This is a genomic window from Streptomyces sp. NPDC002809 (assembly GCF_040295435.1).
Classification (GTDB): Bacteria; Actinomycetota; Actinomycetes; order Streptomycetales; family Streptomycetaceae; genus Streptomyces.
The window spans coordinates 13661-38724 of sequence record NZ_JBEOVJ010000038.1 but is presented as its reverse complement, the minus strand read 5'-3'; the positions used below and the strand labels follow the sequence as shown (position 1 = coordinate 38724).

Genomic DNA, 25064 nt, shown 5'->3' with positions numbered 1-25064 from the left:
GCCATTGCGGCATGAGATCCCCCTGAGTACATATGGATAGCGGTGCTCTCCGCTATCCGATAGTGGAACTATCTATGATGAGGTGGGGGTTGGCAAGAGGAGCAAGGGAGAACGCGCGGTGCGCATCGGCGAGTTGAGCCGCAGGTCCGGGGTTCCGGTACCGACGATCAAGTTCTACGTACGGGAGGGGCTGCTGCCCGCCGGGCAGCTGACCAGCCCGAACCAGGCGAGTTACGACGACGGGCACGAGCGAAGGCTGCGGCTGATCCGCGCGCTGCTGGACGTCGGCGGGCTCCCGCTGTCGGCCATCGGGGAGGTGCTTCGGGTGATGGAGGACCCGCACCAGCCCCTGCACGATGTACTGGGCACGGCGGCGAAGAGCATCGCGCCGTCGCGGGGCGACGATGCCGGGCCCGAACTGGAGGATGCCCGCGAGGACGTGACGGAACTGCTGGAGCGCAGGGGCTGGCTGTCCGGGGCGCGCAGCCCGGGCGGGGAGTCCCTGGCCGAGGTGCTGGTGGCGCTGCGCCGGGCGGGCCACGGCGGCTTCGTCGAACTGCTCGACGACTACGCGGCTGCCGCGGAACAGGTCGCGCGGGCCGATCTCGACTACGTCGGGCGCCGCGTGGCGCGAGAGGACCTGGTGGAGAGCGTGGTCGTCGGCACGGTGCTCGGCGAGGCGATGTTCGCGGCCCTGCGGCGGCTCGCGCACGCGGACGCGTCGGCACGGGCGTTCGGCGAGGAGGCGGGCGGCTGAGTCGGCGGCGGCGAGGGTGGACGCGCGGCGGGCGGCTGAGTCGGCGGCGGCGAGGGTGGACGCGACTGTGCCCCGGTCCGTGGACCGGGGCACAGTGCGGTTGACTGCCGGGAGCTACGCGGCGCTCTCCTGCTCGCGCTCCACCTGCTCGTTCCACTCGCGCTTGACCGAGCGCCAGGCGTCGTCGTTCTGGCCGAGCCGCCAGTAGCCGGAGATCGACAACTGCGCCGCCGGGATCGCGCGGTCGAGCCTCAGGTGCCGGCGGATCTCCTTGACGAAGCCGGCCTCGCCGTGGACGAACGCCTGGACGTCGCCCGCGGGGAACTCCAGCTCCTTCACCGCGGCGGTGAGCGCCTCGCCCACCGGGCGCCCGCCCCGGTGCAGCCAGGTGACCTCGACACCGTCCGGCGATGCGATCTTCTGTTCCTCCGAGGCGTCCGTGACCTCGAGGAACGCGTGCACCACCGCGCCCTCGGGCATCTGCTCCAGCGCCGCGGCGACGGCCGGCAGGGCGCTCTCGTCGCCCACCAGAAGGTGCCAGTCGGCCGAGGCGTCGGGGCCGTAACCGCCGCCGGGGCCCAGGAAGGTCACCTGGTCGCCCGCAGTTGCGCGCGCCGCCCACGGGCCTGCGAGGCCCTCGTCGCCGTGCACCACGAAGTCGATCGCCAGCTCCCCGGTGTCCGGGTCCCAGGAGCGCACCGTGTAGGTGCGCGTCGTGGGCCAGAGCTCGCGCGGGAACTCCTCGCGGATGCGGGCCATGTCGAAGGGGTGCGTGTACTCGGCGCCTTCGGGGGCGAAGCACAGCTTGACGTAGTGGTCGGTGAAGCCGGACAGCGTGAAGCCGGCGAGGCCGTCACCGCCGAGCACCACCCGGATCATGTGCGGGGTGATCTGCTCGGTGCGCAGGACCTGCGCACCCTGCGCCTTGGGTGCCTGCCGCGCCGGTCGTTCTGCCACGAGGTTGTCTCCCTGCTCCGGATGCCGGGCCGGTCGCCCATGCACGGGCCATTGGCCTTAGGGTTACCTAACCTAACACCTCAACCTGTGAGTGTGGAGAGCAGGCGCTGCAGCGCCCCGCCCAGCCCCCACTGGTCCGCGAGCGCTTCGAGTGTCGCGGGGTCGCGCGGTTCGACGGGCAGCGCGGGGTCGAAATCCGGCAGGGGCACGTCGCCGGCGACCCGGACCACGGTCGGCGCGACGGCCACGTAGTCACGCGCCTCGTCGAGCCGCTTGCGCTGCGAGGGTGTCAGCCCGGCGGCCGGGTCGTCGACCGCGGCCATGATGCCGGCCAGGTCACCGAACGCGTCCAGCAGTTTCGCCGCGGTCTTCTCGCCGATGCCGGGGACACCGGGCAGTCCGTCGCTCGGGTCGCCGCGCAGCAGGGCCAGGTCGACGTATCCGGAGCCGTCCACCCCGTACTTCTCGCGGAGCCAGGCCTCGTCCGTCACCTGGAGGGTGCCGACGCCCTTCAGCGGGTAGAGCACCCGCACCCCGCGGGCGTCGTCGACCAGCTGGTAGAGGTCCCGGTCGCCGGTGACGATGTCGACCGGGCCGGTCGACAGGCCGGTCAGCGTGCCGATCACGTCGTCCGCCTCGTATCCGTCGACGCCGACCCGGGCGATGCCCAGGGCGTCCAGGACGTCCGCGATGACCGGCACCTGCGGGGCCAGCGTGTCCGGCGTCTCCTCCTCGTCGGGCAGGCCCTCGCCGGTCTCCACCGCGACGCGGTGCGCCTTGTACGAGGGGATCAGGTCGACCCGCCACTGGGGACGCCAGTCCGCGTCCCAGCAGGCGACCAGATCGTCGGGCCGGTGGTCCTGCACGAGCCGGCCGATGAAGTCCAGCAGCCCGCGCACGGCGTTGACCGGTGTGCCGTCGGGTGCGCGCACCGAGTCGGGGACCCCGAAGTAGGCGCGGTAGTAGAGGGAGGCGGTGTCGAGGAGCATCAGGCGTCGCGTCACACCCCGATGATGCCGCACCCCACCGACAGTGGCCGCAGCGGACGCGGTTCCCGAACTCCGGCCGCTCTTGTGTGAGCTGGGTCACTCTCGTGTTTGCCTCGCATAAGCGGGGGCAGGCGCGGCATCGGAGCGGACCACGTCGCATTTTCAACTAGTGCACGTGCCATGCGGACCGAACCCGCACCGCTCCACGGTCTGCCGGAGGGGGTGGCAGACCGTTTTCGGTTCAATGCGTGAGGTGTATGTGTCAAGGCTGCAAGCCGAACACTTGTACAAAGTTTTCGGCAGACGACCCGATCAAGCCGTGCAGAAGCTCGAGAGCGGCACGGACCGCGACGAGCTGCGCGCCGACGGAACGACCGCAGCGGTGATCGATGCATCGTTCACCGTGGAACCGGGCCAGATCTTCGTCGTGATGGGTCTGTCCGGGTCCGGCAAGTCCACGTTGCTGCGCATGCTCAACGGGCTGCTGGAGCCCACCGCCGGCAAGGTGCTCTTCGACGGCCAGGACCTGACCGCCCTGACCGCCGCCCAGCTCCGCCATGTCCGCTCCACCAAGATCAGCATGGTGTTCCAGCACTTTGCGCTCTTTCCCCACCGGAGCGTTCTGGAGAACGCCGGCTACGGCCTCGAGGTGCAGGGTGTGCCGCGCGCCGAGCGCAACCGCCGAGCCGCCGAGGCGCTTGAGATGACCGGCCTCGCCGGCTGGGAGAAGTCCTGGCCCGACGAGCTCTCCGGCGGTATGCAGCAGCGCGTAGGCCTGGCCCGCGCGCTCGCCACCGACGCCGACCTGCTCCTCATGGACGAGTCCTTCAGCGCGCTCGACCCGCTGATCCGCCGGGACATGCAGGACCAGCTCCTGGAACTGCAGAAGCGGCTGAAGAAGACCATCGTCTTCATCACCCACGACCTCAACGAGGCCATGCGCCTCGGTGACCGCATCGCCGTGATGCGCGACGGCGAGATAGTCCAGCTCGGCACCGCCGAGGACATCCTCGTCACCCCGGCCAACGACTACGTCGCCTCCTTCACCCAGGACGTCGACCGTTCCCGGGTGCTGACCGCGGGCGCCATCATGGCCGAACCGCACACCGTGATGGGCACCAGGACGGACGACGGCAAGGAACTGCGTACGCCCGCCGACGTCCTGCGGGAGGCACCGGCCACCGTCGTCGAGTCCACCCCGATCATCGAGCTGTTCACGCCCTGCTCGCAGAGCGGTGTCGCGGTCGCCGTGACCGACGACAAGGGCAAGCTCATCGGCGTCGTGCCGCGTGCGCGGCTGCTCGCCGTGCTCGGTGAACCGATGGCTCCCACCGAGGCTCCCCAGGGCGCCCGGGACTCGCTGAAGAAGGTGGCCAGTGTTTAGGCTTCATCTCGGCGACTGGGTCGACTCCGCCGTCGACTGGCTCCAGACCCACCTGGCCTGGCTCTTCGACGCCATCAGCTCCGTCGTGAGCGGCATGTTCGACGGCATCGCCGCCGTCCTCTCCGCCCCCGCCCCCCTGCTCTTCGCGGGCATCGTCGCCGTCATCGCCTGGTGGCTGCGCGGCCTGCTCGCCGGTGTGCTCGCGTTCGTCGGCTTCGCCCTCATCGACTCCGTCGAGTTGTGGGACGAAGCGATGGACACCCTCACCCTGGTGCTCGTCGCGACCATCGTGACGCTGGTCCTGGCCGTGCCTCTCGGAATCTGGGCGTCCCGCTCGAAGACCGTCAGTGCGGTGACCCGGCCGGTCCTCGACTTCATGCAGACCATGCCCGCCATGGTCTACCTGATCCCCGGCGTCATCTTCTTCGGCGTCGGTGTCGTCCCCGGGATCATCGCCACCATCATCTTCGCGCTGCCCCCGGGCGTCCGGATGACCGAGCTCGGCATCCGCCAGGTCGACGGCGAACTCGTCGAGGCGGCCGAGGCCTTCGGCACCACGTCGCGCAACACCCTGCTGCGGGTGCAGCTGCCGCTCGCACTGCCCACGATCATGGCGGGCATCAACCAGGTCATCATGCTGGGCCTGTCCATGGTGGTCATCGCCGGCATGGTCGGCGGCGGCGGCCTCGGCGGCTCCGTCTACCGGGCCATCGGCAACGTCGACGTGGGCCTCGGCTTCGAAGCCGGTGTCTCCATCGTCGTCCTGGCGATGTACCTGGACCGCATGACCAGCGCGCTGGGCCGCGAGGTCTCCCCGCTCGCCCGCCGCGCGCTCGCCAAGGCGCAGTCGGTGACCGGCGGACTCAAGGTGTGGAACTACCGCCCGCAGCCCGTCGTCGCCGTGGTCGGCATCGTCGTCCTCGCGCTCGTCGCCGGCGGCATGGGCATGTTCGGTTCCTCGGACACGGACGACACCGCGGGCTCCGACCCGAAGAACATCGGGGCCGGCAAGAAGATCAGCATGGGCTACATCCCGTGGGACGAAGGCATCGCCTCCACCTTCCTCTGGAAGGAGCTGCTGGAGCAGCGCGGCTTCGAGGTCGACGTCAAGCAGTACGAGGCCGGCGCGCTGTACACCGGCATGGCCGGCGGTCAGATCGACTTCGAGACCGATTCCTGGCTGCCGGTCACCCACGCGTCGTACTGGGCGAAGTACAAGGACCGCCTGGAGGACATGGGGTCCTGGTACGGGCCGACCTCGCTGGAGCTCGCCGTTCCCTCGTACGTGAAGGGCGTCGACTCCCTCGACGACCTGAAGGGCAAGGCGTCCGACTTCAAGGGCCGGATCGTCGGCATCGAGCCGAGCGCCGGTGAGACGGGCCTGCTCAAGGACAAGATCCTGCCGGGCTACGGCCTGGACAAGGAGTACAAGGTCGTCGACGGCTCCACCCCGGCGATGCTGGCCGAGCTGAAGCGCGCGTACGCCAAGAAGGAACCGATCGTCGTTCCTCTCTGGTCGCCGCACTGGGCGTACAACCAGTACGACCTCACCAAGCTCAAGGACCCCAAGAACCTCTGGGGCAAGGGCGACGGCATCCACACGCTGACCCGCAAGGGTTTCGCGGCCGACAACCCCGAGGTCGGCAACTGGCTCAAGAGCTTCGAGATGACCGAGGACCAGCTCACCAGTCTTGAGGCGCAGATCCAGAAGAGCGGCTCCGGCAAGGAGCAGGAAGCCGTCCGGACCTGGCTGAAGGCCAACCCGGGCGTCGCCGACAAGTGGACCCCGGTCAAGAAGGCGGCCACCTCCAAGGGCGCCGACGGCAAGGACGAGCGCGACCGTGCCGTCGAGATGGCCTGGTTCCCGTGGGAAGAGGACATCGCCGCCACGTACCTGTGGAAGGCCGTCCTGGAGGACCGCGGTTACAAGATCAACCTCAAGCAGTTCGAGGTCGGCCCGATGTACGCCGCCATGTCGCGCGGCCAGATCGACGTGCAGTTCGACGGCTGGCTGCCGTACACCCAGAAGAACTACTGGGACAAGTACGGCTCCGAGCTGACCGACATCGGTTCGTGGTACGGCCCGACCTCCATCGAGGTCGCGGTGCCCGACTACGTCAAGGACGTGAAGTCCCTGGCGGACCTGAAGGGCAAGGGCTCGCAGTTCAAGGGCCGGATCATCGGCATCGAACCGGGCACCGCCACGATGGAGAACCTCAAGAAGAACGTGCTGCCGGGCTACGGCCTGGACAAGGAGTACAAGGTCGTCGACGGCTCCACGCCGGCCATGCTGGCCGAGCTGAAGCGCGCGTACGCCAAGAAGGAGCCCATCGCCGTACTGCTGTGGACCCCGCACTGGGCGTACAGCGAGTACGGGATGACCAAGCTCCAGGACCCGAAGAAGGCGTTCGGTGACGGCGACCGGCTGCACACCATCGCCTCCAAGGAGTTCCCGCGGAACTACCCGCAGCTGACCAAGTGGTTCAAGGACTTCAAGCTGAGCGAGGACCAGCTCGCCGGCCTGGAGAACCAGATCCAGAAGCGCGGTGCGGGGCACGAGGACGAAGCCGTGAAGGCCTGGATGGAGAAGAATCCGGGCATCGTGGACAAGATGGCTCCTCAGCAGTAACAGCGGCAGCGGCCCCACCAGGGGCGACGGCACGGAAAGGGGTGGGCACCGCCGGTGGCGGTGCCCACCCCTTTCGGGCTGTCCTGACGGCTCTTTCCCCGCCGTCCTCGCGTAACGGTGTGCGTAAGGTGCTGGCAACCGGAAGGATGGCGAGTCGGGAGGGAGCCGGACATGGACGACAAGGAAACACTCCGGGTGGGCGCCGCGGTCCGCCGACAGCGCAGATCGCTGGGACTCACCCTGGCCGCGGTCGCCGCACGCAGCGGTCTGTCCGTGCCGTTTCTCAGCCAGATCGAGAACGAACGGGCCAGACCCAGCGCCCGTTCCCTGGACCGGGTCGCCGAAGCCCTGGAGACCACCACCGCACGTCTGCGCGCCGCCGCGGACTCGGCACGCGCGGTCGACGTCGTGCGCGGCGCGCAGGAGGACGGGGTGCGCAGGGTCGTGCGCGGCCGCCATCAGCTCAGCGCTCTCGAATTCTCCGGCGAGCTCGACCTCGGGCGCGAGTTCCAGCACCGCAACGACGAGGTGATGTACGTGGCGGAGGGCGCCGCCGAGGTGGAGGCCGAGGGACAGGCCTACCGGCTGGAGCGCGGCGACACGCTGTTCCTCTCGGGCGGGGTGCGCCACCGCTGGCGGGCCACGGTCCCCGGGACCCGGCTGCTGGTCGTCGCGGTCGCCGAGCACATCGACGCCACGTTCGACCCGCGCCGCTGAGTACCCGGCGCGCCGCACCTCACGCGGCTCGGGCCGTCACCGGTGCGGACGCCCGCGGCGCCGCGAGCAGCACCCCGCTCAGCAGCCCGCGCACCGTGCGCGCCCCGGCCACCGCCCAGGCCGCCACCAGCAGGACGTACAGGGCGACGGCCAGCCAGGTGAACGCCGCCAGACCGGTGTGCCGGGCCAGACCGGCGGCGCCCGTCACGCACGTACCGACGGGGAAGGTGAAGCCCCACCACGTCATGGCGAAGGTCATCCCGCCCCGCACCGCCCGCACCACCAGGGAGACGGCCAGCGCCAGCCACAGCAGCGCGAACCCCATCACCGGCACCCCGTACAGCACGGCGAACACCCCGAGCGCGGAGGCGTACGGTGCCTGGATCGCACCCGGCGCCACATCCGCCAGCGCATTGACAGCCGTCGTCGACTGGCCCAGCGGGCCGAGCACCAGGAACAGGGTGGGCGTCAGCACGAGCGGCAGCGGACCGCGGTGCACCAGCCGGGCGAAGATCAGCGGCAGCATCACCAGCGTCGCCAGCAGACTCAGCCCGAACATCGCGTAGCAGGCGAGCAGCAGTGCCTCCCGCCACTGCCCCTCGGGCAGCTCAGGCACCAGCAGCGGACCGAGTGCGGCCGACACCATGGGTGCCACCACCGGCAGCAGCCACACCGGGGACGCGGTGCCGGGCTCGGGCCGGTGGCGCACGATCATCAGATACGGAATCGCCACGGCCGCGGCCAGTCCGGTCAGCGTGCCCGCGGTGTACAGCAGCACATCCAGCACCAGGGCCGCCTGATGGCCGATGACGTCCCTGCCCACCACCATCCCGGAACCGCCGACGGCCAGGAGCGCCATCGAGAGGCAGCCGTAGAACGGCGCGACCGCCGGATCCAGGAGATGGGCACGGGCCTGGTCGCGATGGGCCGCCCAGTGTCCGGCACGGGCCGCGAGCACGGCGGCCAGCAGGATCGCGGAGAGTACCCAGACCAGCGCGCAGGCCGTCCGCAGCCCGGGGACGTGGACGGGCAGGGCGACGCCCGCACTCGCCACGATCGCGGTGCCCATGACGGTCGCGTACCAGTTGGGGCCGAAGTGCCGCAGGGCCGGCCGCCGGGCGGCGGCGGAGCGGGGAGGAGCGGTTCGGGTCTGCGGAAAGATGGCCATGCCACGATTCTCGGCGCCCGGATCCTCCCCCACCAGGGATCCCTGACCTATGAGGTCATAAGGTGGGTTTATGACCAGCGACGCACCCGCACTTCTGTCCCACCGCGTCCCCGATCTCGGTGCGCTTGAGCTGCTCCTCGCCGTCGCCCGGCACGGCAGCCTCGGGCGCGCCGCCCGGGACGTCGGCATCACCCAGCCCGCCGCCAGCAGCCGGATCCGCTCGATGGAACGGCAGCTCGGCCTCGCCCTGCTCGACCGCTCGCCCCGCGGCTCCCGCCTCACCGACGCGGGCGCGCTCGTCACCGACTGGGCGCGCCGGGTCGTCGAGGCCGCCGAGGCGTTCGACGCGGGCGCCCAGGCGCTGCGGGACCGCCGCGACTCCCGGCTGCGGGTCGCCGCCTCCATGACCATCGCGGAGTACCTGCTCCCGGGCTGGCTGATAGCCCTGCGCGGCGAACGGCCGGACACCGCGGTGTCGCTGCTCGCCGGCAACTCCGCGGTGGTCGCGCAACGACTGCTGACCGGCGAGGCGGACCTCGGCTTCGTCGAGGGGCTGTCCGTGCCGGAAGGGCTCGACGGCACGGTCATCGCGCACGACCGCCTGGTCGTCGTGGTCGCCCCGTCGCATGCCTGGGCCCGCCGGCGTACCCCGCTGACCCCGAAGGAACTGGCCGGGACCCCGTTGATCCTGCGCGAGCACGGCTCCGGCACCCGTCAGGTCCTGGACGCAGCCCTCGCCGTGCACGGGGGACTGGCCCAGCCGCTCCTGGAACTCTCCTCCACCACGGCGCTGAAGGGGGCGGCGGAGAGCGGCGCCGGGCCCTGCGTACTGAGCGAACTGGCCCTCGGCGAGGAGCTCTCGGCACGGCGCCTGGTCAAGGTGCCCATCGCCGGTGTCCGCCTGCGCCGCCAGCTCCGCGCCGTCTGGCCCGCGGGCCACCGCCCCACGGGCCCGGCCCGCGACCTGCTCGCCCTGACGCGTTCGGGCCCGTCCGGCGACTGAGGGCGGAGCCCCCGCGCTCGCCGCCCCGGCCGGCCGCTTCGCCGCGCACTCACCGGCCCCGACCCGCCGGGCAGGGCGTTCCGGGCGGCACGGGGCGCCGCCGCCGCGGACCGGCTGCGCCGCAGGTTCGCCGGGTGACCGGGTCCAGGGGGCGAAGACGTGCCTGCGGCGTCAGTGCCGCGCCACGTCCCGGGTGACCGGGTCCGGAGGTCGAAGACTGCCTGCGGCCTCAGTGCCGCGCCACGTAGTAGACGTTCAGGATGTCGCCCTCGACCCGCTGGGTGTCGATCCGGCCGAATCCGGCCTCGGCCAGCATCTTCCGGGCCCTCTGCTCGCCCCAGACCGTGCCCAGGCCCTCACCGCCCTCGCCCAGCGAGACGCTCATGCAGTAGAACACCGAGAACGTGTACAGCGCCGGGCCCAGCGGGTGGTCGATGTTCTCCTCCAGACGGCTCGACGCCGCGATGTCACCCATGAGGAACACGCCGTCCTGTGCCAGTGCGGCGGCGACGGCGGCCAGCGTGCGTGCTGGCCTGGCCAGGTCGTGGATGACGTCGAACGCCGTGATCAGGTCGTAGGAGCCGGAGATCTCGGAGCAGTCGCCGATGTCGAAGGCGGTGTTGCCCAGTCCCATCCCGGCTGCCTCGGCGCGGGCGGCGGCGATGCCCTCCTCGGACATGTCGAGCCCCTGGAAACTGCTCGCGGGGAAGGCCCGGGCCAGGACGTTGACCGCGTGGCCGTGGCCGGTACCGATGTCCAGCACGGCGATGCCCGCGCGCAGCCGCTCCGTGAGACCGGGCACGAGCGGCACGATCCCGTTCACCAGGGCCAGGTCGAAGACCTCCCCGGACTCCTCCGCCTGAAGGCTCTGGAACCGCGGATAAGCCGAGTACGGCAGCCCGCCCCCGGTACGGAACGCCTCCAGCACCTGCTGCTCGACCTCGCCCATCATGCCGAAGTCCTGCGCGATCCGGGCCAGGTTGTCCGGCCCGGCCGCCCGCGTCAGCGAAGCGGCATGCTCGGGCGGCAGCGCGTACGTGCTCTGCCCGGGCTCGTAGTCGACTATGCCCCCGACGACCATGGCGCCCAGCCACTCCCGTACGTAGCGCTCGTTCAGCCCGGCGGCCTCCGCGATCTCCGCACTCGTGGCGGGCGACATGCCGGCCATCGTGTCGAACAGACCGCTCTGGTGGCCCAGGCCCGCCATGAGACCCAGGCACGTGTCGTTCAGCACCTGGACCATGCGGCCCGCGAACGCCTCCTGCTTCACCGCATCCGGTGTGATGACGGACATCGTTCCTCCTCTCGCCATCGGGCCACGAGGGGGAGGCGGGGGAAGACGGCCGATCGCGCTCACGGCGAGCAGCCCGACGGGACGGCGACGGAATCTCTCCTGCCACGCTACGCCGCCGGGGTGCGGGCGGCCGCCCGGAACCGTGGCCGCCACCGCGGGACCACCGGCCGCGTCGAGCGCGTACCGGACCTCAGGCGGACGAGGCCGCCGCCACCAGCGCCCGCATCACCCGCACGTCGTCGCCCATCTCCGGATGCCACTGCACCCCGAGAACCCACCCCGGCCCCGGCCGCTCGACCGCCTCCACCGTGCCGTCCTGCGCATGCGCCGAAACCACCAGGCCCGCCCCGAGCCGGTCCACGGCCTGGTGGTGGTAAGTGGGTACGTCGCACGGGCCGGGCGCCACCGAGGCGTACAGCGTCCCCGCGACCGGCGTCACCCGGTGCGTGCCGAAAACCCCTGTCGCCCCGTCAGGGCCCGCGTGCCCGGCCAGATGCTGCGTCAGCGTGCCGCCGAGCGCCACGTTCAGCACCTGCATCCCGCGGCAGATCCCGAGCAGCGGTGTGCCGGACTCCAGCGCCGCCACCGTGAGCGCCGCCTCCCAGCCGTCCCGCTCCGGCGCGGGCGGCCCGGAACGCGGGTCGCGCTCCGCCCCGTACCGGGAGGGGTCCACATCCGGCCCGCCCGCCACCACCACCGCGTCGAGCCTGGCCACCACAGACGCGGCGAGCTCCGGCGAGTCCGGCGGCAGCAGCACGGCCACCCCGCCGGCCTCCCGGACCAGCCGGGCATAGCCGGCGGGCAGCAGTGCGGCCGGCAGGTCCCAGACGCCCCAGCGCGCCGAGGCCTCCAGATAGGTACTGATCCCGATCAGCGGACGGTTCATCGGATCCCTCACTTGTGCGGCACGCGGAACGAACCGGCACCGTATCCAAATCCCTTGCCCCGCCCGTAGATTTGGATCATCTGTCGGCCCGCGAGGAGAGGATCCACCCGTGTCCGACCGAACAGCCCCGCTCGCCGTCGAGGAACTCCGCCTCCTCGTCGAAAGCGGTGAGATGGACACCGTGGTCCTGGCCTTCCCCGACATGCAGGGACGTCTCCAGGGAAAACGCTTCGCAGCCGCCTTCTTCCTCGACGAGGTCGTCACGCACGGCACCGAGGGCTGCAACTACCTCCTGGCCGTCGACACCGACATGAACACGGTCGACGGATACGCCATGTCCTCGTGGGACCACGGCTACGGTGACTTCGCCATGCGCCCCGACCTCACCACGCTGCGCCGCGTGCCCTGGAACGAGGCCACCGCGATGGTCACCGCCGACCTCGCCTGGGCCGACGGGTCACCCGTCACCGCCGCGCCCCGCCAGATCCTGCGCCGCCAGCTGGAGCGCCTCGCGGAGCACGGCTACTCGGCGCACGTCGGCACCGAGCTCGAGTTCATCGTCTTCAAGGACACCTACGAACAGGCCTGGGACCGCGGCTACCGCGACCTGACCCCCGTCAACCAGTACAACGTCGACTACTCCGTCCTCGGCACCGGCCGGGTCGAGCCCCTCCTGCGCCGCATCCGCAACGAGATGGCGGGCGCGGGCCTCACCGTCGAGTCCGCCAAGGGGGAGTGCAACCCCGGGCAGCACGAGATCGTGTTCCGGTACGACGAGGCCCTCATCACCTGCGACCAGCACGCCGTCTACAAGACGGGCGCCAAGGAGATCGCCGCGCAGGAGGGCGTCGCGCTCACCTTCATGGCCAAGTTCAACGAGCGCGAGGGCAACTCCTGCCACATCCACCTCTCGCTCCGGTCCACCGGCGAACCAGGACGCAGCGTCATGGCGGACACCGGCGGCAGCATGTCGCCGGTGATGCGGCACTTCCTCGCCGGCCAGCTCGCGGCCCTGCGCGACTTCTCCCTCCTGTACGCGCCGAACATCAACTCCTACAAGCGCTTCCAGCCTGGCTCCTTCGCGCCGACCGCCGTCGCCTGGGGCCACGACAACCGCACCTGCGCACTCCGCGTCGTCGGTCACGGCCAGTCCCTGCGCCTGGAGAACCGCCTCCCCGGCGGCGACGTCAACCCGTACCTCGCCGTCGCGGGACTCGTCGCCGCGGGCCTGTACGGCATCGAGCACGCGCTCGAACTCCCCGAGCCGTGCGAGGGCAACGCCTACGCCGCCGCGTACGACCACGTCCCCACCACCTTGCGTGATGCCGCCGAGCTCTGGGAGCACAGCGAGATCGCCCGCGAGGCCTTCGGCGACGAAGTCGTGGCCCACTACCGCAACATGGCACGCGTCGAGCTCGATGCCTTCGACGCAGCGGTGACCGACTGGGAACTCCGACGCTCCTTCGAACGCCTGTGAGGGCCGCCTTGACCCATCAGCCGAACCCCGGCCCGGTCCGTGAGCCGGTCCGTGAGCACCGTGTCCTGAACCCGGCGACGGAGGAACTGCTCGTCACCGTCCCCGCGACCTCGGCGGCCGAGGTGGACGCAGCCGTCAGCCGTGCCGCCGCGGCCCAGCGGGTCTGGGCCGCGCTCGCCCCCGCCGACCGGGCCAGGCTGCTGCGCAGGTTCGCCGTCGTCGTCGACTCCCACATCGCGGAGCTGGCCCGGCTGGAGGTCCGCGAGGCCGGGCACACGATCGGGAACGCGCGCTGGGAGGCGGGCAACGTCCGCGATCTGCTCGACTTCGCCGCCGGGGGAGTGGAGCGGCTCAGCGGCCGGCAGATCCCCGTCCCCGGCGGGATCGACCTCACCCTGCTCGAACCCCTTGGTGTCATCGGGGTGATCGCCCCGTGGAACTTCCCCATGCCCATCGCCGCCTGGGGCACCGCCCCCGCCCTCGCCGCGGGCAACGCCGTCGTCCTCAAACCCGCCGAGACCACCCCGCTGACGGCCATCCGGCTCGCGGAACTCGCCCTGGAGGCAGGCCTTCCCGAGCACCTCTTCCAGGTGCTGCCCGGTGCGGGCGACGAGGCGGGCAACGCCCTCGTGGAGCACCCGGGCGTCGCCAAGATCGTCTTCACGGGCTCCACCCGCGTCGGCAAGCAGATCATGGCCAAGTGCGCCGAGCGCGTGAAGCGGATCACCCTGGAACTCGGCGGCAAGAGCCCCAACATCGTCTTCGCCGACGCCGACATCGAAGCCGCGGCGGCCGCCGCCCCGCTGTCCTTCCTGGACAACGCGGGCCAGGACTGCTGCGCCCGTACCCGGATCCTCGTCCAGCGTTCCGCGTACGACCGCTTCCTGGAGCTCCTCGCCCCGGCCCTCGCGGCGGTCGTCGTCGGTGACCCGGCCGACGAGAAGACCCAGATGGGCCCGCTCATCTCGCGGACACAGCTGGACCGGGTGCGCGGCTACGTCCCCGAGGGCGCCGCCTCCCTCCGCGGCGGCGCGCCCGATGGCCCCGGCTTCTGGTTCCCGCCGACCGTGCTCACCGATGTGCCCGCGGACGCGCCCGTCGCCACCGAGGAGGTCTTCGGGCCGGTCGCGGTCGTCCTGCCCTTCGAGGACGAGGACGACGCCGTCCGGCTCGCCAACGCCACCGACTACGGCCTCGCCGGCTCGCTCTGGACACGCGACGTCGGGCGCGCGCTGCGCGTCGCGCAGGCCGTCCGGGCGGGGAACCTCTCCGTCAACTCCCACTCCGCGGTCCGCTACTGGACCCCGTTCGGCGGGTTCAAACAGTCCGGCCTCGGCCGGGAACTGGGCCCGGACGCCCTCACCGCCTTCACCGAAACCAAGAACGTCTTCCTCAGCACGGAGGCCTGAACCGGTATGACCACGGACAACGAGAACATCTGCCGCCGCCTCGTCGGCCGCACCGCCGTCATCACCGGCGCCGGCAGCGGCATCGGCCTGGCCACCACCCACCGGCTCGCCTCCGAGGGGGCGCACGTCGTCTGCGGCGACATCGACGAGAACGCGGGCAAGGCGGCCGCCGAAGCGGTCGGCGGCACCTTCGTACGCGTGGACGTCACCGATCCCGAACAGGTCGAGGCCCTGTTCAAGGCGGCGTACGACACCTACGGGTCCGTCGACATTGCCTTCAACAACGCCGGTATCTCGCCGCCCGACGACGACTCCATCCTCACCACCGGGCTGGAGGCCTGGAAGCGCGTGCAGGACGTCAACCTCACGTCCGTCTACCTCTGCTGCAAGGCGGCCCTGCCCTACATGCGGCGCCAGGGCCGGGGTTCGATCATCAACACCGCCTCGTTCGTCGCCAGGATGGGGGCGGCGACCTCCCAGATCTCGTACACCGCCTCCAAGGGCGGCGTGCTGGCCATGTCGCGCGAACTGGGCGTCCAGTTCGCCCGCGAGGGGATCCGGGTCAACGCACTGTGCCCGGGACCGGTGAACACCCCGTTGCTCCGGGAACTCTTCGCCAAGGACCCGGAGCGCGCGGCCCGCCGGCTCGTGCACATTCCGCTCGGCCGGTTCGCCGAGGCGACCGAGATCGCGGCCGCGGTCGCGTTCCTGGCGAGCGACGACTCCTCGTTCGTCAACGCCACCGACTTCCTCGTCGACGGCGGGATCTCCGGCGCCTACGTCACACCCCTGTAGGGACCGGCCATCGGCCGCGGAACCTGGAGTGGAGCGATGAGCAACGCGACACCGCCCGGCTGGTACCCGGACACGGCCGCACCCGGCAACGAGCGGTGGTGGGACGGCGCGACATGGACGGCCCACACCCGTCCCGGTGCCACCGCGCCCTCCCCGGCCGTGCCCGGCCGGGGAGGGGGGAGCGGCGCCAGGACCGTCGCACTCGTGGCGGCCGGCGTGGTGGTCGTCGCCGTGGCCGTGACGGGAGCGGTGCTGTTCGGCAGGGACGACGCCGCCGCACCCACCGCGACCCCGTCGGGCAGTTCCGCGCCGAAGGCCGCGGACACCGCCACCGACGCGGTACCCGGAGACGAGAGCCCGTCGCCGGACGGCTCACCGGCCGGCGAGGATCCCACGGTGCTCGTCGACCAGCTCAACGGCATCACCCTGCCGATTCCAGACGGCTGGGAGCGGCCCGAAAGGAACGTCGGGCAACTGCTCACGATGCGCACCACCGGCTCGTACGACTGCCCCGGGGATCCTCCTCGTTCTGCTACCACGGCACGGTGACCACCCGTACCCCGGGCGGCACCGACGCCACCACGCCCGAGGCGCTAGCCAAGGAGGACATCGGCGCCGCCGCGGACCGGGCGTACGAGGAGGACATCGTCGGCGCCCGGATCCACGGCGGCATCGTCTCCCACCGGCAGATCGCCGCCGGCCCGGTCAGCGTGGCCGGACGTACCGGATACCAGGTGCGCCGGCAGGTCGTCACAGCCGAGGGGCCGGGCGGCCATGTGCAGTCGCTCGTCTTCCCCTCGGCCGTGGGCAGCGAGTCGCCCGTCGTCGTCCGCTACGCCTTCGACGCGGGCCCCGACGGGCCGCCGCTCGCCCTCATGGACACCCTCACCCAGGGCATCCGGCCGATCGGCGACAGCGAGACCGGCGGGGGCGTCGGCAGCTCCGTCGCCCCCTGAGCGGTTGTCGGCTCAGAGGAAGGTACGGCCCTCGCCCCGGTACGTCGGTACGGTCGCCGTCACCCGGTCGCCCTCGATCAGCTGAAGTTCGTCGAACCGCTCGCACAGCTCACCGGCCTTCGCGTGCCGGAACCACACCTTGTCGCCGATCAGCAGATCGTCGGCCGGGGCGCCGAGCAGCGGGGTCTGCACCTCGCCGGGGCCCTCCTGCGGGTCGTAACGCAGACCCTCCGGCAGGTACGGGACCGGCAGCCGGTCCGCCCCGGCGGCCCCGGACGCCGGGTAGCCGCCACCGAGCACCGTCACCACGCCCACTCCGGGCCGGCGCACCACGGGCTGGGCGAACAGGGCCGCCGGACGCGCCGTGAACGAGGTGTAGTTGTCGAAGAGACGCGGCACGTAGAGCCCGGAACCGGCCGCGATCTCGGTGACCGCCGGCTCCGCCGCGGTGTGCTGCACGCTCCCGGTGCCGCCGCCGTTGACGAACTCCAGGTCCGGCGCGACGGCCCTTACCGCCCGCACCACCTCGGCCCGCCGTACCGCCAGTTCCCGGCGGGCCGAGGCCTGCATCAGCCGGATCGCCCGGGAGCGCAGCGGCCGCCCGGCGAGTGAGTCGCCCACCCCGGCGATGTGCCCCTCGTACGCCATCAGCCCCACCAGCCGGAAGCCGGGCCTGCGGGTGACGGACCTGGCCAGCTCCGCCAGCTGGGCGGGGGAGCGCAACGGCGAGCGCAGGGCCCCGATCCTGACCCGGCCGCCGAGCATCCGCAGCGAGGTGTCCAGCTCCAGACAGACCCGGATCTCCTCCGTGCCCCCGGCCCGCGCCGCGTCGATGAGCTCCAGCTGTGCGTGGTCGTCCACCATCACGGTCACGGCGGCGGCCAGCTTCGGGTCCGCGGCCAGCTCCGCGAAGGCCGAGCGGTCGGCCGACGGGTAGGCCAGCAGGACGTCCTCGAAGCCGGCCCGCGCCAGCCACAGCGACTCCGCGAGCGTGAACGACATGATTCCGGCGAATCCGGGACGGGCCAGCACCCGTTCCAGCAGGGCGCGGCAGCGAACCGATTTGCTCGCCACCCGGATGGGCTTCCCGCCCGCACGCCGGACGAGGTCGTCGGCGTTGGCGTCGAACGCCTCAAGATCGACGACGGCGATCGGGGCGTCGAGATGGGCGGTGGCCCGGTTGTAGCGGGTCCGGTCAGCGGCACGGGCAGTCATGGCCGCAGCTTGCCAGACAGCTGTACCGCTGGGTAGGGGGACGATCTGCGCAGATCGTCTGTGCGCGCGGCGGCCCGCTCCCACCACGGCCTTCCCACCCCGTAGAGTGACGGGCACGCGGCGAGCAACGGGCCTGCCTGTGCAGCCGATCCGCGTGCGGTACGGAACGGACCAGGGGGGCGGATGAGTACCGAGGCGCAGCGCGCTCCCGTCCCGCCACGCCCGAGCACCCCGCCACCGGTCGCCGCGACGCCTGCCGACCGGCCCGTGAACGCCACTCCGCCGCCCCGCCCCGAAACCCCGCTGCCGACGACGGCTCCGGCAGCGGACGGCCAGGAGACCGGGGCCACGGCGACCGGGGGGATCGGTGAGGCCGGTGCGACCGGCCCAGCAGCGGACGGTGCCGGAACCGGTCCGGTGGGGGCGCGGCACATGCCGGGCGGTGTCGCCCGGGCCTCGGCCACCGCGGTGAAGGGCATGAGGTTCTCGGATCTCCCCAAGGCGCAGGCGCATACGCAGGAGCAGCCCCAGACGCCGGTGCAGGAGCAGACACAGCAGGTACAGGCGCAGGACTCGCCCCCGGCTTCGGTTCCGGTTCCGAGTCCGATCCCCGACCCGGACCCTGTTCCGCCCCGTTGCACGACGACCACCACCCGTCGCCCCGCCGACCCGACGCCGGAACAGCCGCCGGCCCCGCCGCGGCCCTCGCCCGCACCCCCGGCAACGGCCCCGACCGGGACCTCTTCCCAGCCCCAGGCCCCGTCCGCACCCCGTCCCCAGGCCCCAGTCCCCGCCGTGCCCCCTCTCGCATCCCCGGCCGCGCCGCCCCCCGTGGAGACGACCGCCCGGCTCCGCCCGGTGCCTCCGGCCCCGCGTGCCGAGGCGCCGGCGTCCCCGGTGGCTCCGGCCTTCCCGCCGAGGCGGCCCGCCACGCCCCCGGCGGCGACCAGGCGGCGGCCCGTGGGCGCCGTGGAGCTCGGCGGCCCGCCGGTCCGGCCAGGGGCAGCAACCCCGTACGCCTACCGGCCTCCGCACGCCCACCCCCCGGCCGAGACGCCGGCCGAGACCACCACCCGGCTCCGCCCCGTGCGGATCCGGCACCCGTTCAGGACCGCGGCGGCCGCGGTCTGTGTCGTGCTCGGGCTCGGGCTGATCGGCGGGGCCGTCACCGGCAGCTGGCTCATCAGCGACTCCTCGGCAGATCCCGCCGCCATCAGTACCTACGCCGCGGGCCGAGACTCCTGGCACAGCATCCCGGTGGACACGCTCTTCCCCCGGATGCTCAAGGGCGACGGCGCCGGGCCCGGCGGCGCCGACCGGGTCTGGACCAGGATCGCCGTGGCCCCGGACAGCGGCTGCACGGGCGCGCTCGACCCCCTGCTGCTCAAGACCCTCCGGCCGGTCGGCTGCGCCCGCCTGCTCCGCGCCACGTACACCGACGCGACGAGCAGCAGCGTCACCACGGTCGGGCTGGTCTTCACCGAGGCCGACACCGAGGCCATGCGGGCACTGGACAACCGCTTCAGCACCGAACACCTCGACGCGCGGACGGACCTGATGCCTCGTACGTACGCCGTGAAGGACAGCCCCGCCGCCGGGTTCGGCGACCGGCAGCGGGCCAGCTGGACCGTGCACGTGCTGACCGAGGTGCCCGTCGTCGTGTTCGCCGTCTCCGGGTTCGCCGACGGGCGCGAGGTCACCGACCCGCAGCCGGCCGGGAAGGCCGTCGCGGCGAACGCGACGACCACGGCCGGCCAGGCCGGACTCGGGCACGAGGCCAAGGGCGTTGCCGACCGGGTCGAACGCGGACTGCGCAGAACCGTCGCCGACCTCACGGAGAAGCCCGAATGACCCGCCACGTCCGCCCCCGCAGACTCCTCGGCGTGGTCAGCGCCGCCACCGCGTTCGCCCTGCTGCCCGCGTTCCCGGCCGGGGCGGACACGATCCGGGAACGGCAGTGGGGCCTGGACGCCCTCCACACGGACCGGGCCTGGCAGACCACCCGCGGCAAGGGGATCACCGTCGCCGTCGTCGACACCGGGGTCGACGGCAGCCTGCCCGACCTGGCGGGCCAGGTGCTCCCGGGAAAGGACATGATCGGATTCGGCGCGGGAAGCGGCGACCGCTCGTGGGCCAGGCACGGCACCGCGATGGCCGGGATCATCGCCGGCCGGGGCCACGGCAGCGGTCGCGAGGAGGGGGTCATCGGCATCGCGCCCGAGGCGAAGATCCTCCCCGTCCGGGTCATCCTCGAAGCGAGCGACCCCGCCCGCGCCAAGGCGCGGAAGTCCCGGGGCACCGCCCTCGCCGACGGAATCCGCTGGGCCGCCGACCACGGCGCCGACGTCATCAACCTCTCCCTCGGTGACGACAGCGAGTCCGCGCACCCCGAATCCGGTGAGGACGCCGCCATCCAGTACGCGCTGAAGAAGGGCGCGGTCGTCGTCGCCTCGTCCGGCAACGGGGGCGAGAAGGGCGACCACATCTCCTACCCCGCCGCCTACCCGGGCGTGATAGCGGTCGCCGCGGTCGACCGGTACGGCACCCACGCCTCGTTCTCCACCCGCCGCTGGTATGCCACCGTGAGCGCACCCGGGGACGACATCGTCGTCCCCGCGCCCGACCGCAAGTACTACGTGGAGTGGGGCACCTCCGCGGCGGCGGCGTTCGTCTCCGGCGCGGTCGCGCTGGTCCGTGCCGCCCACCCGGGCCTCTCGCCCGCCCAGGTCAAGAAGCTCCTGACGGACACCGCCCGCAACTCCCCGCCGACCGGCCGCGACGACGCCCGGGGCTACGGCATCGTCGACCCGGCCGCCGCCATCAAGGCCGGGGCCGCACTGCGCCCCGCCGGGCTGCGCACCGACACCGCCGCGGCCGGCTACCGCAAGCAGTACTTCGGGTCCGGGCCCACCCCGCCCCGCGCGGACGACGGTCCCGCAGGCTGGCTGGCCCCGGCGGCGGGTGGCCTCGGTGCGGTCATGCTGGCCCTGGCCGTCGTCCTGTGGCGCGGCAGGGGCGGCCGCCGGCCCGCCCTTCGTCGCTGATCAGTCCTCACCCCGCCGTACCGGCCCGCACCACTCCGACGGCCGCCTTCGCCACCGACTCGACGAGCGCGATGCCCGTCTCCTTGGTCCGCTGACCGCCGGACAGCACGGCCACCAGATAGCTCCGTCCGTCCGCCGTCACCTGTCCGATGCTGTTGATGTTCCACAGCCCGGTCGCGGTACGCGGCATCCAGCCGTTCTTGAGCGCCCACTCGCTGCCCGCCGCCGACACGCCCCACTGCTGGTCGGCCTCGACCTGTGCCATCAGTTCCCGCAGGGAGGTCCGCGACTCCTCGCTCAGTTCCGCGTCGGCGTCCGTGCCGAACACCGCCTCCAGCAGCGTCAGCTGATCGGCCGCCGTGGTCCGGGTCAGCCCCCAGGCCTTCGCCGCCGTCGTCGCGGTGAGACCGAACCGCTCGTTGGCGGCGTCGAGACCGGCCGCCCCGCCCACCGCCGCCAGCAGCACGGTGGCGGCGTCGTTGTCGCTCCGCTCGATCATCGCGACCGCGCGGGCGTGTTCGCCCGCGGTCAGTTCACGCTTCTCGTCCTGGGCCCGGAGCAGCAGCGCCGCGAGAATGTCGACCTTGACGATGCTCGCGGTGTCGTACGCGGCGTCCGCGCCCCCGTACACCGCACGCGTCCCGCTGCCGCTGTCCAGCACGGCCACCGAAACGGATGGCGTACCGGAAGCGGCCAGCAGCGGTTCGACGGCCGCAGCCAGTTCCGCGTCCAGATCCACCACCGGCTCCTCGCTCGTCGCCGCGACCGGAGCGGTCGCGGCCGGTGAGACGGACGATACGGAGGCCGCGGCGGCGGGCGCGTGATCGGGCGACCTGCCGGTCAGGTACGCGCCCCCGGCGGCCGAGCCGGCCAGCACGACCGCGGCCGCCACGGAGGCGGACAGGGCGGATCTGCGGATTCTGTGTCGGGGCATGGTCCGGACGCTAGGAACCGCAGCTGAGAGGAGGCTGAGCCCGACCTGTCGGCAGGATGAGAATGCCCAGGTACTACGCTCGCCCTGTGGCGCAGAAGAACATTCCGGACCCCGGATACTCCGACGACGACGGCACGGCCGACCCCGCCCTGACCGCGGCACTCGCTGCCTGGGCCGAGGACCGCAAGGCCGTCGGCCCGGTGCTCGAAGCCCTCAAGGGGGCTCGTCTCCTCGTTCCCGTGGTGGCCGTACTCGGCGAGGTGGAGGAGGACGAGAACGGGCTTCGCCGGGAGAAGACCAGTGACATGGCGGTCCCCACCCTCCAGGCCGGCGACCGCCGCGCCCTGCCCGCCTTCACCTCCACCGCCGCACTGGCCCGCTGGGACCCGCAGGCCCGCCCCGTCGCCGTACCCCTGCACCAGGCCCTCCAGGCCGCGGTCCACGAGAAGGCCGACACGGTGGTGCTCGACCTCGCCGGACCGGTGGCCTTCGAGCTGACCGGTTCCGCCCTGCTCGCCCTCGCCGAGGGCCGTACCAGCGCCGACCCGCTGGACGACCCGGCTGTCACCGCGGCGGTACGTGACGCGGTCGCCGCCGAGCCCGCGGTGCTCCGCGCGCACCTCGGGCCGGGCCGTGCCGACGGCACCCTCGCGCTGGTGCTGGAGGAAGGCGCCGACCCCGCCGAGGCGGCCGGCCGCGTCGCGCAGGCGCTGGCGGCCAACGAGGTGCTGCGCGCACGGCTGGTCCGTGGCCTGGACCTCGCGCTGCTCCCGGCCGACGCGCACACGCTCGGTGAGGCCCTGTTCACGCGCTGATCACCCGGTCGACTCAACGCGCACAAAGCGGTCGCGGACAGGAGAATTGCGAAGGAATCGGATGACCGTCGATCTTCGCGAGGTGGTTGTATGCAGACGCGGACAGCAGCGTCCGAGTTCCTCGGCACACTGCTGCTGGTCTTCTTCGGCGTCGGATCGGCGGTGCTCGGAGCCGAGTACATCGGGACCGTCGGCATCGCCCTGTCCTTCGGCTTCGTACTGCTCGCCCTCGCCTACGCGCTGGGCCCGATATCCGGCTGCCATCTCAATCCCGCGGTGACGCTGGGAATGCTGACCGCCCGGCGGATCGACGTGCGGACGGCGGTGACGTACTGGATCGTCCAGCTCCTCGGCGGCATCGCCGGTGCGGCCCTGCTGTTCCTGCTCGCCAAACAGGTGCCGGGACTGAAGACGAGCGGAAAGTTCGGCAGCAACGGCTACGGCGACCGCTCGGACGTGCACCTCAGCCTCGGCGGGGCCTTCCTCGCCGAGGTGATGCTCACGTTCCTCCTGGTCTTCGTCGTGCTCGCGGTGACCCACAAGGTCGCGGTCATCGGTTTCGACGGTCTGCCCATCGGCATCTCGCTCGCGGTGATCCACCTGGTCGGCATTCCGCTCACCGGCACCTCGGTCAACCCGGCGCGCAGTCTGGGCCCGGCGCTGTTCGCGGGCGGTGCGGCGCTGTCCCAGCTCTGGCTGTTCCTGGTGGCGCCTCTGATCGGCGGGGTGATCGCGGCACTCGCGCACCGGCTGACCCACCCCCTCCCCGGCCGGCCGGCACAGTCCGCCGAGGTCTGATCCGGCCACCTGCGCCGTGAGCCCCCTGCCGGGTCGGGCAGGGGGCTCACGGGTGGGAAGGACTGGGAGGGGCGGGCGGACTCAGCCGAAGACCGGGCCGGTGTACTTCTCGCCCGGGCCGTGGCCCGGCTCGTCCGGTACGAGCGAGGCCTCGCGGAACGCCAGCTGCAGGGACTTCAGGCCGTCGCGCAGCGGAGCCGCGTGGAAGGAGCTGATCTCCGTGGTGCTCGCGTCCAGCAGGCCGGCCAGGGCGTGGACCAGCTTGCGGGCCTCGTCGAGGTCCTTGTGCTCGTCGCCGTCCTCGGTCAGGCCGAGCTTCACGGCTGCGGCACTCATCAGATTGACAGCGACCGTCACGATCACCTCGACCGCGGGCACCTCCGCGATGTCGCGGGCCATTTCGTCGAAGCCGGGGGAATCACTGGTGGGGGTCGCGTCACTCATGCGCCATACGATAGGCCCACGGCAGCGCGGTCCCTTCGCCGGGAGCCGTGCCCCGGCCCCCGGCGGCCGCGGTCCGGGCGTGAGGTTCGCACCACCCCGGGGGAGCTGCTAACCTTGTGTAACGACCGGCTGGGCATCTATGTGCCCGGCCCACAAGTGGAGGCTCCGATCTCCCACCTGGCCGTCCTCAGGACGGCGGGTCACCGGTCAGGTGGCGCCCATCGTTCCGTACGGACGATGGAGCCGCCCGATGCGCCCCGCGGTTGACCGCGGCGGTGTTCCGGTTGTTCAGGAGCCCCGCCTGTGTCCCGGCGGGGCATTTTTCATGGTCCTGACCGGTTGGTCTGTTGAAACAGACGTTACGTGGCTGTCTGCCAGGCGGCCGCGTGGTGCTACCGAGGAGGATCCATCAGCGCCGAGCCCCGCATCAACGACCGGATTCGCGTGCCCGAGGTGCGACTTGTCGGTCCCAGCGGCGAGCAGGTCGGGATTGTTCCGCTTGCCAAGGCCCTGGAACTCGCACAGGAGTACGACCTCGACCTGGTCGAGGTGGCGGCTACCGCCCGTCCGCCCGTGTGCAAGCTCATGGACTACGGGAAGTTCAAGTACGAGTCGGCCATGAAGGCCCGTGAGGCGCGCAAGAACCAGGCGCACACGGTCATCAAGGAGATGAAGCTCCGGCCGAAGATCGACCCGCACGACTATGACACCAAGAAGGGTCACGTCGTCCGGTTCCTCAAGCAGGGCGACAAGGTCAAGATCACGATCATGTTCCGTGGTCGCGAGCAGTCCCGCCCCGAGCTGGGCTTCCGACTGCTCCAGCGTCTCGCTTCGGACGTGGAGGAACTCGGCTTCATCGAGTCCAACCCGAAGCAGGACGGCCGGAACATGATCATGGTTCTTGGCCCGCACAAGAAGAAGACCGAAGCCATGGCCGAGGCCCGCGAGGCCCAGGCCGCCCGCAAGGCGGAGCGTCAGGGTTACACCCACGACGACGCCGAGTCCGCGGACGAGGCTGCCGAGGCTCCGGCCGAGGCGACCTCCGAGGCTCCGGCCGAGACACCCTCCGAGGCGTGACCTCCGGGGGCTGCCATCCAGGCGCCCCCGGGTCCCCCCGGAGTCCCACCAAGATCTGACGCCCCTGCAGTCCGGTGCTCGCACCGAGAGGGGCGCCACTGACGAGGAGAGAACGGCGCGATGCCGAAGAACAAGACGCACAGCGGTGCCAGCAAGCGCTTCAAGATCACCGGCTCCGGCAAGGTGCTCCGCGAGAGGGCCGGCAAGCGCCACCTGCTCGAGCACAAGTCGTCCAAGAAGACCCGCTCGCTGACCGGCACGGTCGTCGTGGCTCCGGCCGACGCCAAGAAGATCAAGAAGCTTCTCGGCAAGTGAG

Annotated in this window: 22 protein-coding genes and 1 pseudogene; 15 read left to right on the top strand and 8 right to left on the bottom strand. The window is 71.9% G+C overall.

What is annotated here, in order from left to right; genetic code table 11:
• Nucleotides 1-118: 118 nt before the first annotated feature.
• On the top strand, nucleotides 119-757 hold the full coding sequence (locus ABT025_RS22460) for a MerR family transcriptional regulator (RefSeq protein WP_350997164.1): 639 nt from the start codon (nucleotides 119-121) through the stop codon (nucleotides 755-757).
• 114 nt (nucleotides 758-871) lie between these two features.
• Here ABT025_RS22460 and ABT025_RS22455 read toward each other — a convergent pair whose 3' ends face one another.
• Both ABT025_RS22455 and ABT025_RS22450 read right to left on the bottom strand, forming a co-directional pair.
• The gene (locus tag ABT025_RS22455) at nucleotides 872-1714 is read right to left on the bottom strand and encodes a siderophore-interacting protein (protein ID WP_350997161.1); all 843 of its coding nucleotides are present in this window, start codon (nucleotides 1712-1714) and stop codon (nucleotides 872-874) included.
• 80 nt (nucleotides 1715-1794) lie between these two features.
• Nucleotides 1795-2703 carry a 5'-3' exonuclease gene (locus ABT025_RS22450; protein ID WP_350997254.1) on the bottom strand — a complete coding sequence of 303 codons (909 nt, stop codon included), beginning with the start codon at nucleotides 2701-2703 and terminating at the stop codon, nucleotides 1795-1797.
• Nucleotides 2704-3022: 319 nt separating this feature from the next.
• Between ABT025_RS22450 and ABT025_RS22445 the strand changes: the two genes are divergently transcribed.
• From ABT025_RS22445 to ABT025_RS22435, 3 genes are all read left to right on the top strand, one after another.
• Nucleotides 3023-4087 carry a quaternary amine ABC transporter ATP-binding protein gene (locus ABT025_RS22445; RefSeq protein WP_350997158.1) on the top strand — a complete coding sequence of 355 codons (1065 nt, stop codon included), beginning with the start codon at nucleotides 3023-3025 and terminating at the stop codon, nucleotides 4085-4087.
• Nucleotides 4080-6716: an ABC transporter permease/substrate binding protein gene (locus ABT025_RS22440; protein ID WP_350997155.1), complete on the top strand. Its 2637-nt coding sequence runs from the start codon at nucleotides 4080-4082 to the stop codon at nucleotides 6714-6716. Before ABT025_RS22445 ends, ABT025_RS22440 begins: the two co-directional genes overlap by 8 nt.
• Before the next feature lie 171 nt (nucleotides 6717-6887).
• The gene (locus tag ABT025_RS22435) at nucleotides 6888-7433 is read left to right on the top strand and encodes a helix-turn-helix domain-containing protein (protein ID WP_350997152.1); all 546 of its coding nucleotides are present in this window, start codon (nucleotides 6888-6890) and stop codon (nucleotides 7431-7433) included.
• A gap of 19 nt (nucleotides 7434-7452) precedes the next feature.
• On the opposite strand, the gene ABT025_RS22430 is transcribed toward ABT025_RS22435, so the two are convergent.
• Complete coding sequence (locus tag ABT025_RS22430) at nucleotides 7453-8601, bottom strand: TDT family transporter (RefSeq protein ID WP_350997150.1); 1149 nt, start codon at nucleotides 8599-8601, stop codon at nucleotides 7453-7455.
• Nucleotides 8602-8671: 70 nt separating this feature from the next.
• On the opposite strand from ABT025_RS22430, the gene ABT025_RS22425 reads away from it, so the two are divergent.
• Nucleotides 8672-9604 (top strand): LysR family transcriptional regulator, encoded by a 933-nt coding sequence (locus ABT025_RS22425; protein ID WP_350997147.1) that lies wholly within the window; start codon nucleotides 8672-8674, stop codon nucleotides 9602-9604.
• Nucleotides 9605-9833: 229 nt separating this feature from the next.
• Here ABT025_RS22425 and ABT025_RS22420 read toward each other — a convergent pair whose 3' ends face one another.
• Nucleotides 9834-10898, bottom strand: a complete 1065-nt coding sequence (locus ABT025_RS22420) for a class I SAM-dependent methyltransferase (protein WP_350997144.1) — start codon at nucleotides 10896-10898, stop codon at nucleotides 9834-9836.
• A 190-nt stretch (nucleotides 10899-11088) separates the two neighbouring features.
• Nucleotides 11089-11784, bottom strand: coding sequence for a gamma-glutamyl-gamma-aminobutyrate hydrolase family protein (locus tag ABT025_RS22415; protein ID WP_350997140.1), 696 nt, complete (start codon nucleotides 11782-11784; stop codon nucleotides 11089-11091).
• 109 nt (nucleotides 11785-11893) lie between these two features.
• On the opposite strand from ABT025_RS22415, the gene ABT025_RS22410 reads away from it, so the two are divergent.
• The 4 genes and pseudogenes from ABT025_RS22410 to ABT025_RS22395 all read left to right on the top strand — a co-directional run bounded on the left by ABT025_RS22410 (nucleotide 11894) and on the right by ABT025_RS22395 (nucleotide 16421).
• The gene (locus tag ABT025_RS22410) at nucleotides 11894-13261 is read left to right on the top strand and encodes a glutamine synthetase family protein (RefSeq protein WP_350997135.1); all 1368 of its coding nucleotides are present in this window, start codon (nucleotides 11894-11896) and stop codon (nucleotides 13259-13261) included.
• Nucleotides 13262-13269: 8 nt separating this feature from the next.
• Nucleotides 13270-14670 carry an aldehyde dehydrogenase family protein gene (locus ABT025_RS22405; protein ID WP_350997132.1) on the top strand — a complete coding sequence of 467 codons (1401 nt, stop codon included), beginning with the start codon at nucleotides 13270-13272 and terminating at the stop codon, nucleotides 14668-14670.
• Nucleotides 14671-14676: 6 nt separating this feature from the next.
• Complete coding sequence (locus ABT025_RS22400; protein WP_350997129.1) at nucleotides 14677-15465, top strand: 3-oxoacyl-ACP reductase; 789 nt, start codon at nucleotides 14677-14679, stop codon at nucleotides 15463-15465.
• Nucleotides 15466-15501: 36 nt separating this feature from the next.
• Nucleotides 15502-16421: pseudogene (locus ABT025_RS22395) on the top strand (DUF2510 domain-containing protein).
• Nucleotides 16422-16433: 12 nt separating this feature from the next.
• Here ABT025_RS22395 and ABT025_RS22390 read toward each other — a convergent pair.
• Entirely contained in the window at nucleotides 16434-17636 is a 1203-nt protein-coding gene (locus ABT025_RS22390; protein WP_350997126.1) for an amino acid deaminase/aldolase, read from the bottom strand.
• Nucleotides 17637-18605: 969 nt separating this feature from the next.
• Here ABT025_RS22390 and ABT025_RS22385 point away from each other — a divergent pair.
• Both ABT025_RS22385 and mycP read left to right on the top strand, forming a co-directional pair.
• Nucleotides 18606-19487 carry a hypothetical protein gene (locus ABT025_RS22385; protein WP_502971998.1) on the top strand — a complete coding sequence of 294 codons (882 nt, stop codon included), beginning with the start codon at nucleotides 18606-18608 and terminating at the stop codon, nucleotides 19485-19487.
• On the top strand, nucleotides 19484-20680 hold the full coding sequence (mycP, locus tag ABT025_RS22380; RefSeq protein WP_350997120.1) for a type VII secretion-associated serine protease mycosin: 1197 nt from the start codon (nucleotides 19484-19486) through the stop codon (nucleotides 20678-20680). Before ABT025_RS22385 ends, mycP begins: the two co-directional genes overlap by 4 nt.
• Before the next feature lie 7 nt (nucleotides 20681-20687).
• Here mycP and ABT025_RS22375 read toward each other — a convergent pair whose 3' ends face one another.
• Complete coding sequence (locus ABT025_RS22375) at nucleotides 20688-21614, bottom strand: serine hydrolase (RefSeq protein ID WP_350997118.1); 927 nt, start codon at nucleotides 21612-21614, stop codon at nucleotides 20688-20690.
• Between the two features lie 86 nt (nucleotides 21615-21700).
• Between ABT025_RS22375 and ABT025_RS22370 the strand changes: the two genes are divergently transcribed.
• Nucleotides 21701-22429, top strand: a complete 729-nt coding sequence (locus ABT025_RS22370) for an SseB family protein (RefSeq protein WP_350997116.1) — start codon at nucleotides 21701-21703, stop codon at nucleotides 22427-22429.
• Between the two features lie 90 nt (nucleotides 22430-22519).
• Complete coding sequence (locus tag ABT025_RS22365; protein ID WP_350997114.1) at nucleotides 22520-23227, top strand: MIP family channel protein; 708 nt, start codon at nucleotides 22520-22522, stop codon at nucleotides 23225-23227.
• Between the two features lie 81 nt (nucleotides 23228-23308).
• On the opposite strand, the gene ABT025_RS22360 is transcribed toward ABT025_RS22365, so the two are convergent.
• Nucleotides 23309-23671 (bottom strand): DUF1844 domain-containing protein, encoded by a 363-nt coding sequence (locus tag ABT025_RS22360; protein WP_219572976.1) that lies wholly within the window; start codon nucleotides 23669-23671, stop codon nucleotides 23309-23311.
• A 363-nt stretch (nucleotides 23672-24034) separates the two neighbouring features.
• Between ABT025_RS22360 and infC the strand changes: the two genes are divergently transcribed.
• Nucleotides 24035-24748, top strand: coding sequence for a translation initiation factor IF-3 (gene infC / locus ABT025_RS22355; protein ID WP_350997112.1), 714 nt, complete (start codon nucleotides 24035-24037; stop codon nucleotides 24746-24748).
• Nucleotides 24749-24868: 120 nt separating this feature from the next.
• The gene (gene rpmI / locus ABT025_RS22350) at nucleotides 24869-25063 is read left to right on the top strand and encodes a 50S ribosomal protein L35 (protein ID WP_003970213.1); all 195 of its coding nucleotides are present in this window, start codon (nucleotides 24869-24871) and stop codon (nucleotides 25061-25063) included.
• Nucleotide 25064 lies beyond the last annotated feature (1 nt).

Bases quoted from the DNA above. Each gene is read 5' to 3' on its own strand.
- ABT025_RS22450 (WP_350997254.1), bottom strand. From the start codon at position 2,703: ATGCTCCTCGACACCGCCTCCCTCTACTACCGCGCCTACTTCGGGGTC.
- ABT025_RS22435 (WP_350997152.1), top strand. From the start codon at position 6,888: ATGGACGACAAGGAAACACTCCGGGTGGGCGCCGCGGTCCGCCGACAG.
- ABT025_RS22430 (WP_350997150.1), bottom strand. From the start codon at position 8,601: ATGGCCATCTTTCCGCAGACCCGAACCGCTCCTCCCCGCTCCGCCGCC.
- ABT025_RS22425 (WP_350997147.1), top strand. From the start codon at position 8,672: ATGACCAGCGACGCACCCGCACTTCTGTCCCACCGCGTCCCCGATCTC.
- ABT025_RS22420 (WP_350997144.1), bottom strand. From the start codon at position 10,898: ATGTCCGTCATCACACCGGATGCGGTGAAGCAGGAGGCGTTCGCGGGC.
- ABT025_RS22415 (WP_350997140.1), bottom strand. From the start codon at position 11,784: ATGAACCGTCCGCTGATCGGGATCAGTACCTATCTGGAGGCCTCGGCG.
- ABT025_RS22400 (WP_350997129.1), top strand. From the start codon at position 14,677: ATGACCACGGACAACGAGAACATCTGCCGCCGCCTCGTCGGCCGCACC.
- ABT025_RS22390 (WP_350997126.1), bottom strand. From the start codon at position 17,636: ATGACTGCCCGTGCCGCTGACCGGACCCGCTACAACCGGGCCACCGCC.
- mycP (WP_350997120.1), top strand. From the start codon at position 19,484: ATGACCCGCCACGTCCGCCCCCGCAGACTCCTCGGCGTGGTCAGCGCC.
- ABT025_RS22375 (WP_350997118.1), bottom strand. From the start codon at position 21,614: ATGCCCCGACACAGAATCCGCAGATCCGCCCTGTCCGCCTCCGTGGCG.
- ABT025_RS22365 (WP_350997114.1), top strand. From the start codon at position 22,520: ATGCAGACGCGGACAGCAGCGTCCGAGTTCCTCGGCACACTGCTGCTG.
- ABT025_RS22360 (WP_219572976.1), bottom strand. From the start codon at position 23,671: ATGAGTGACGCGACCCCCACCAGTGATTCCCCCGGCTTCGACGAAATG.
- rpmI (WP_003970213.1), top strand. From the start codon at position 24,869: ATGCCGAAGAACAAGACGCACAGCGGTGCCAGCAAGCGCTTCAAGATC.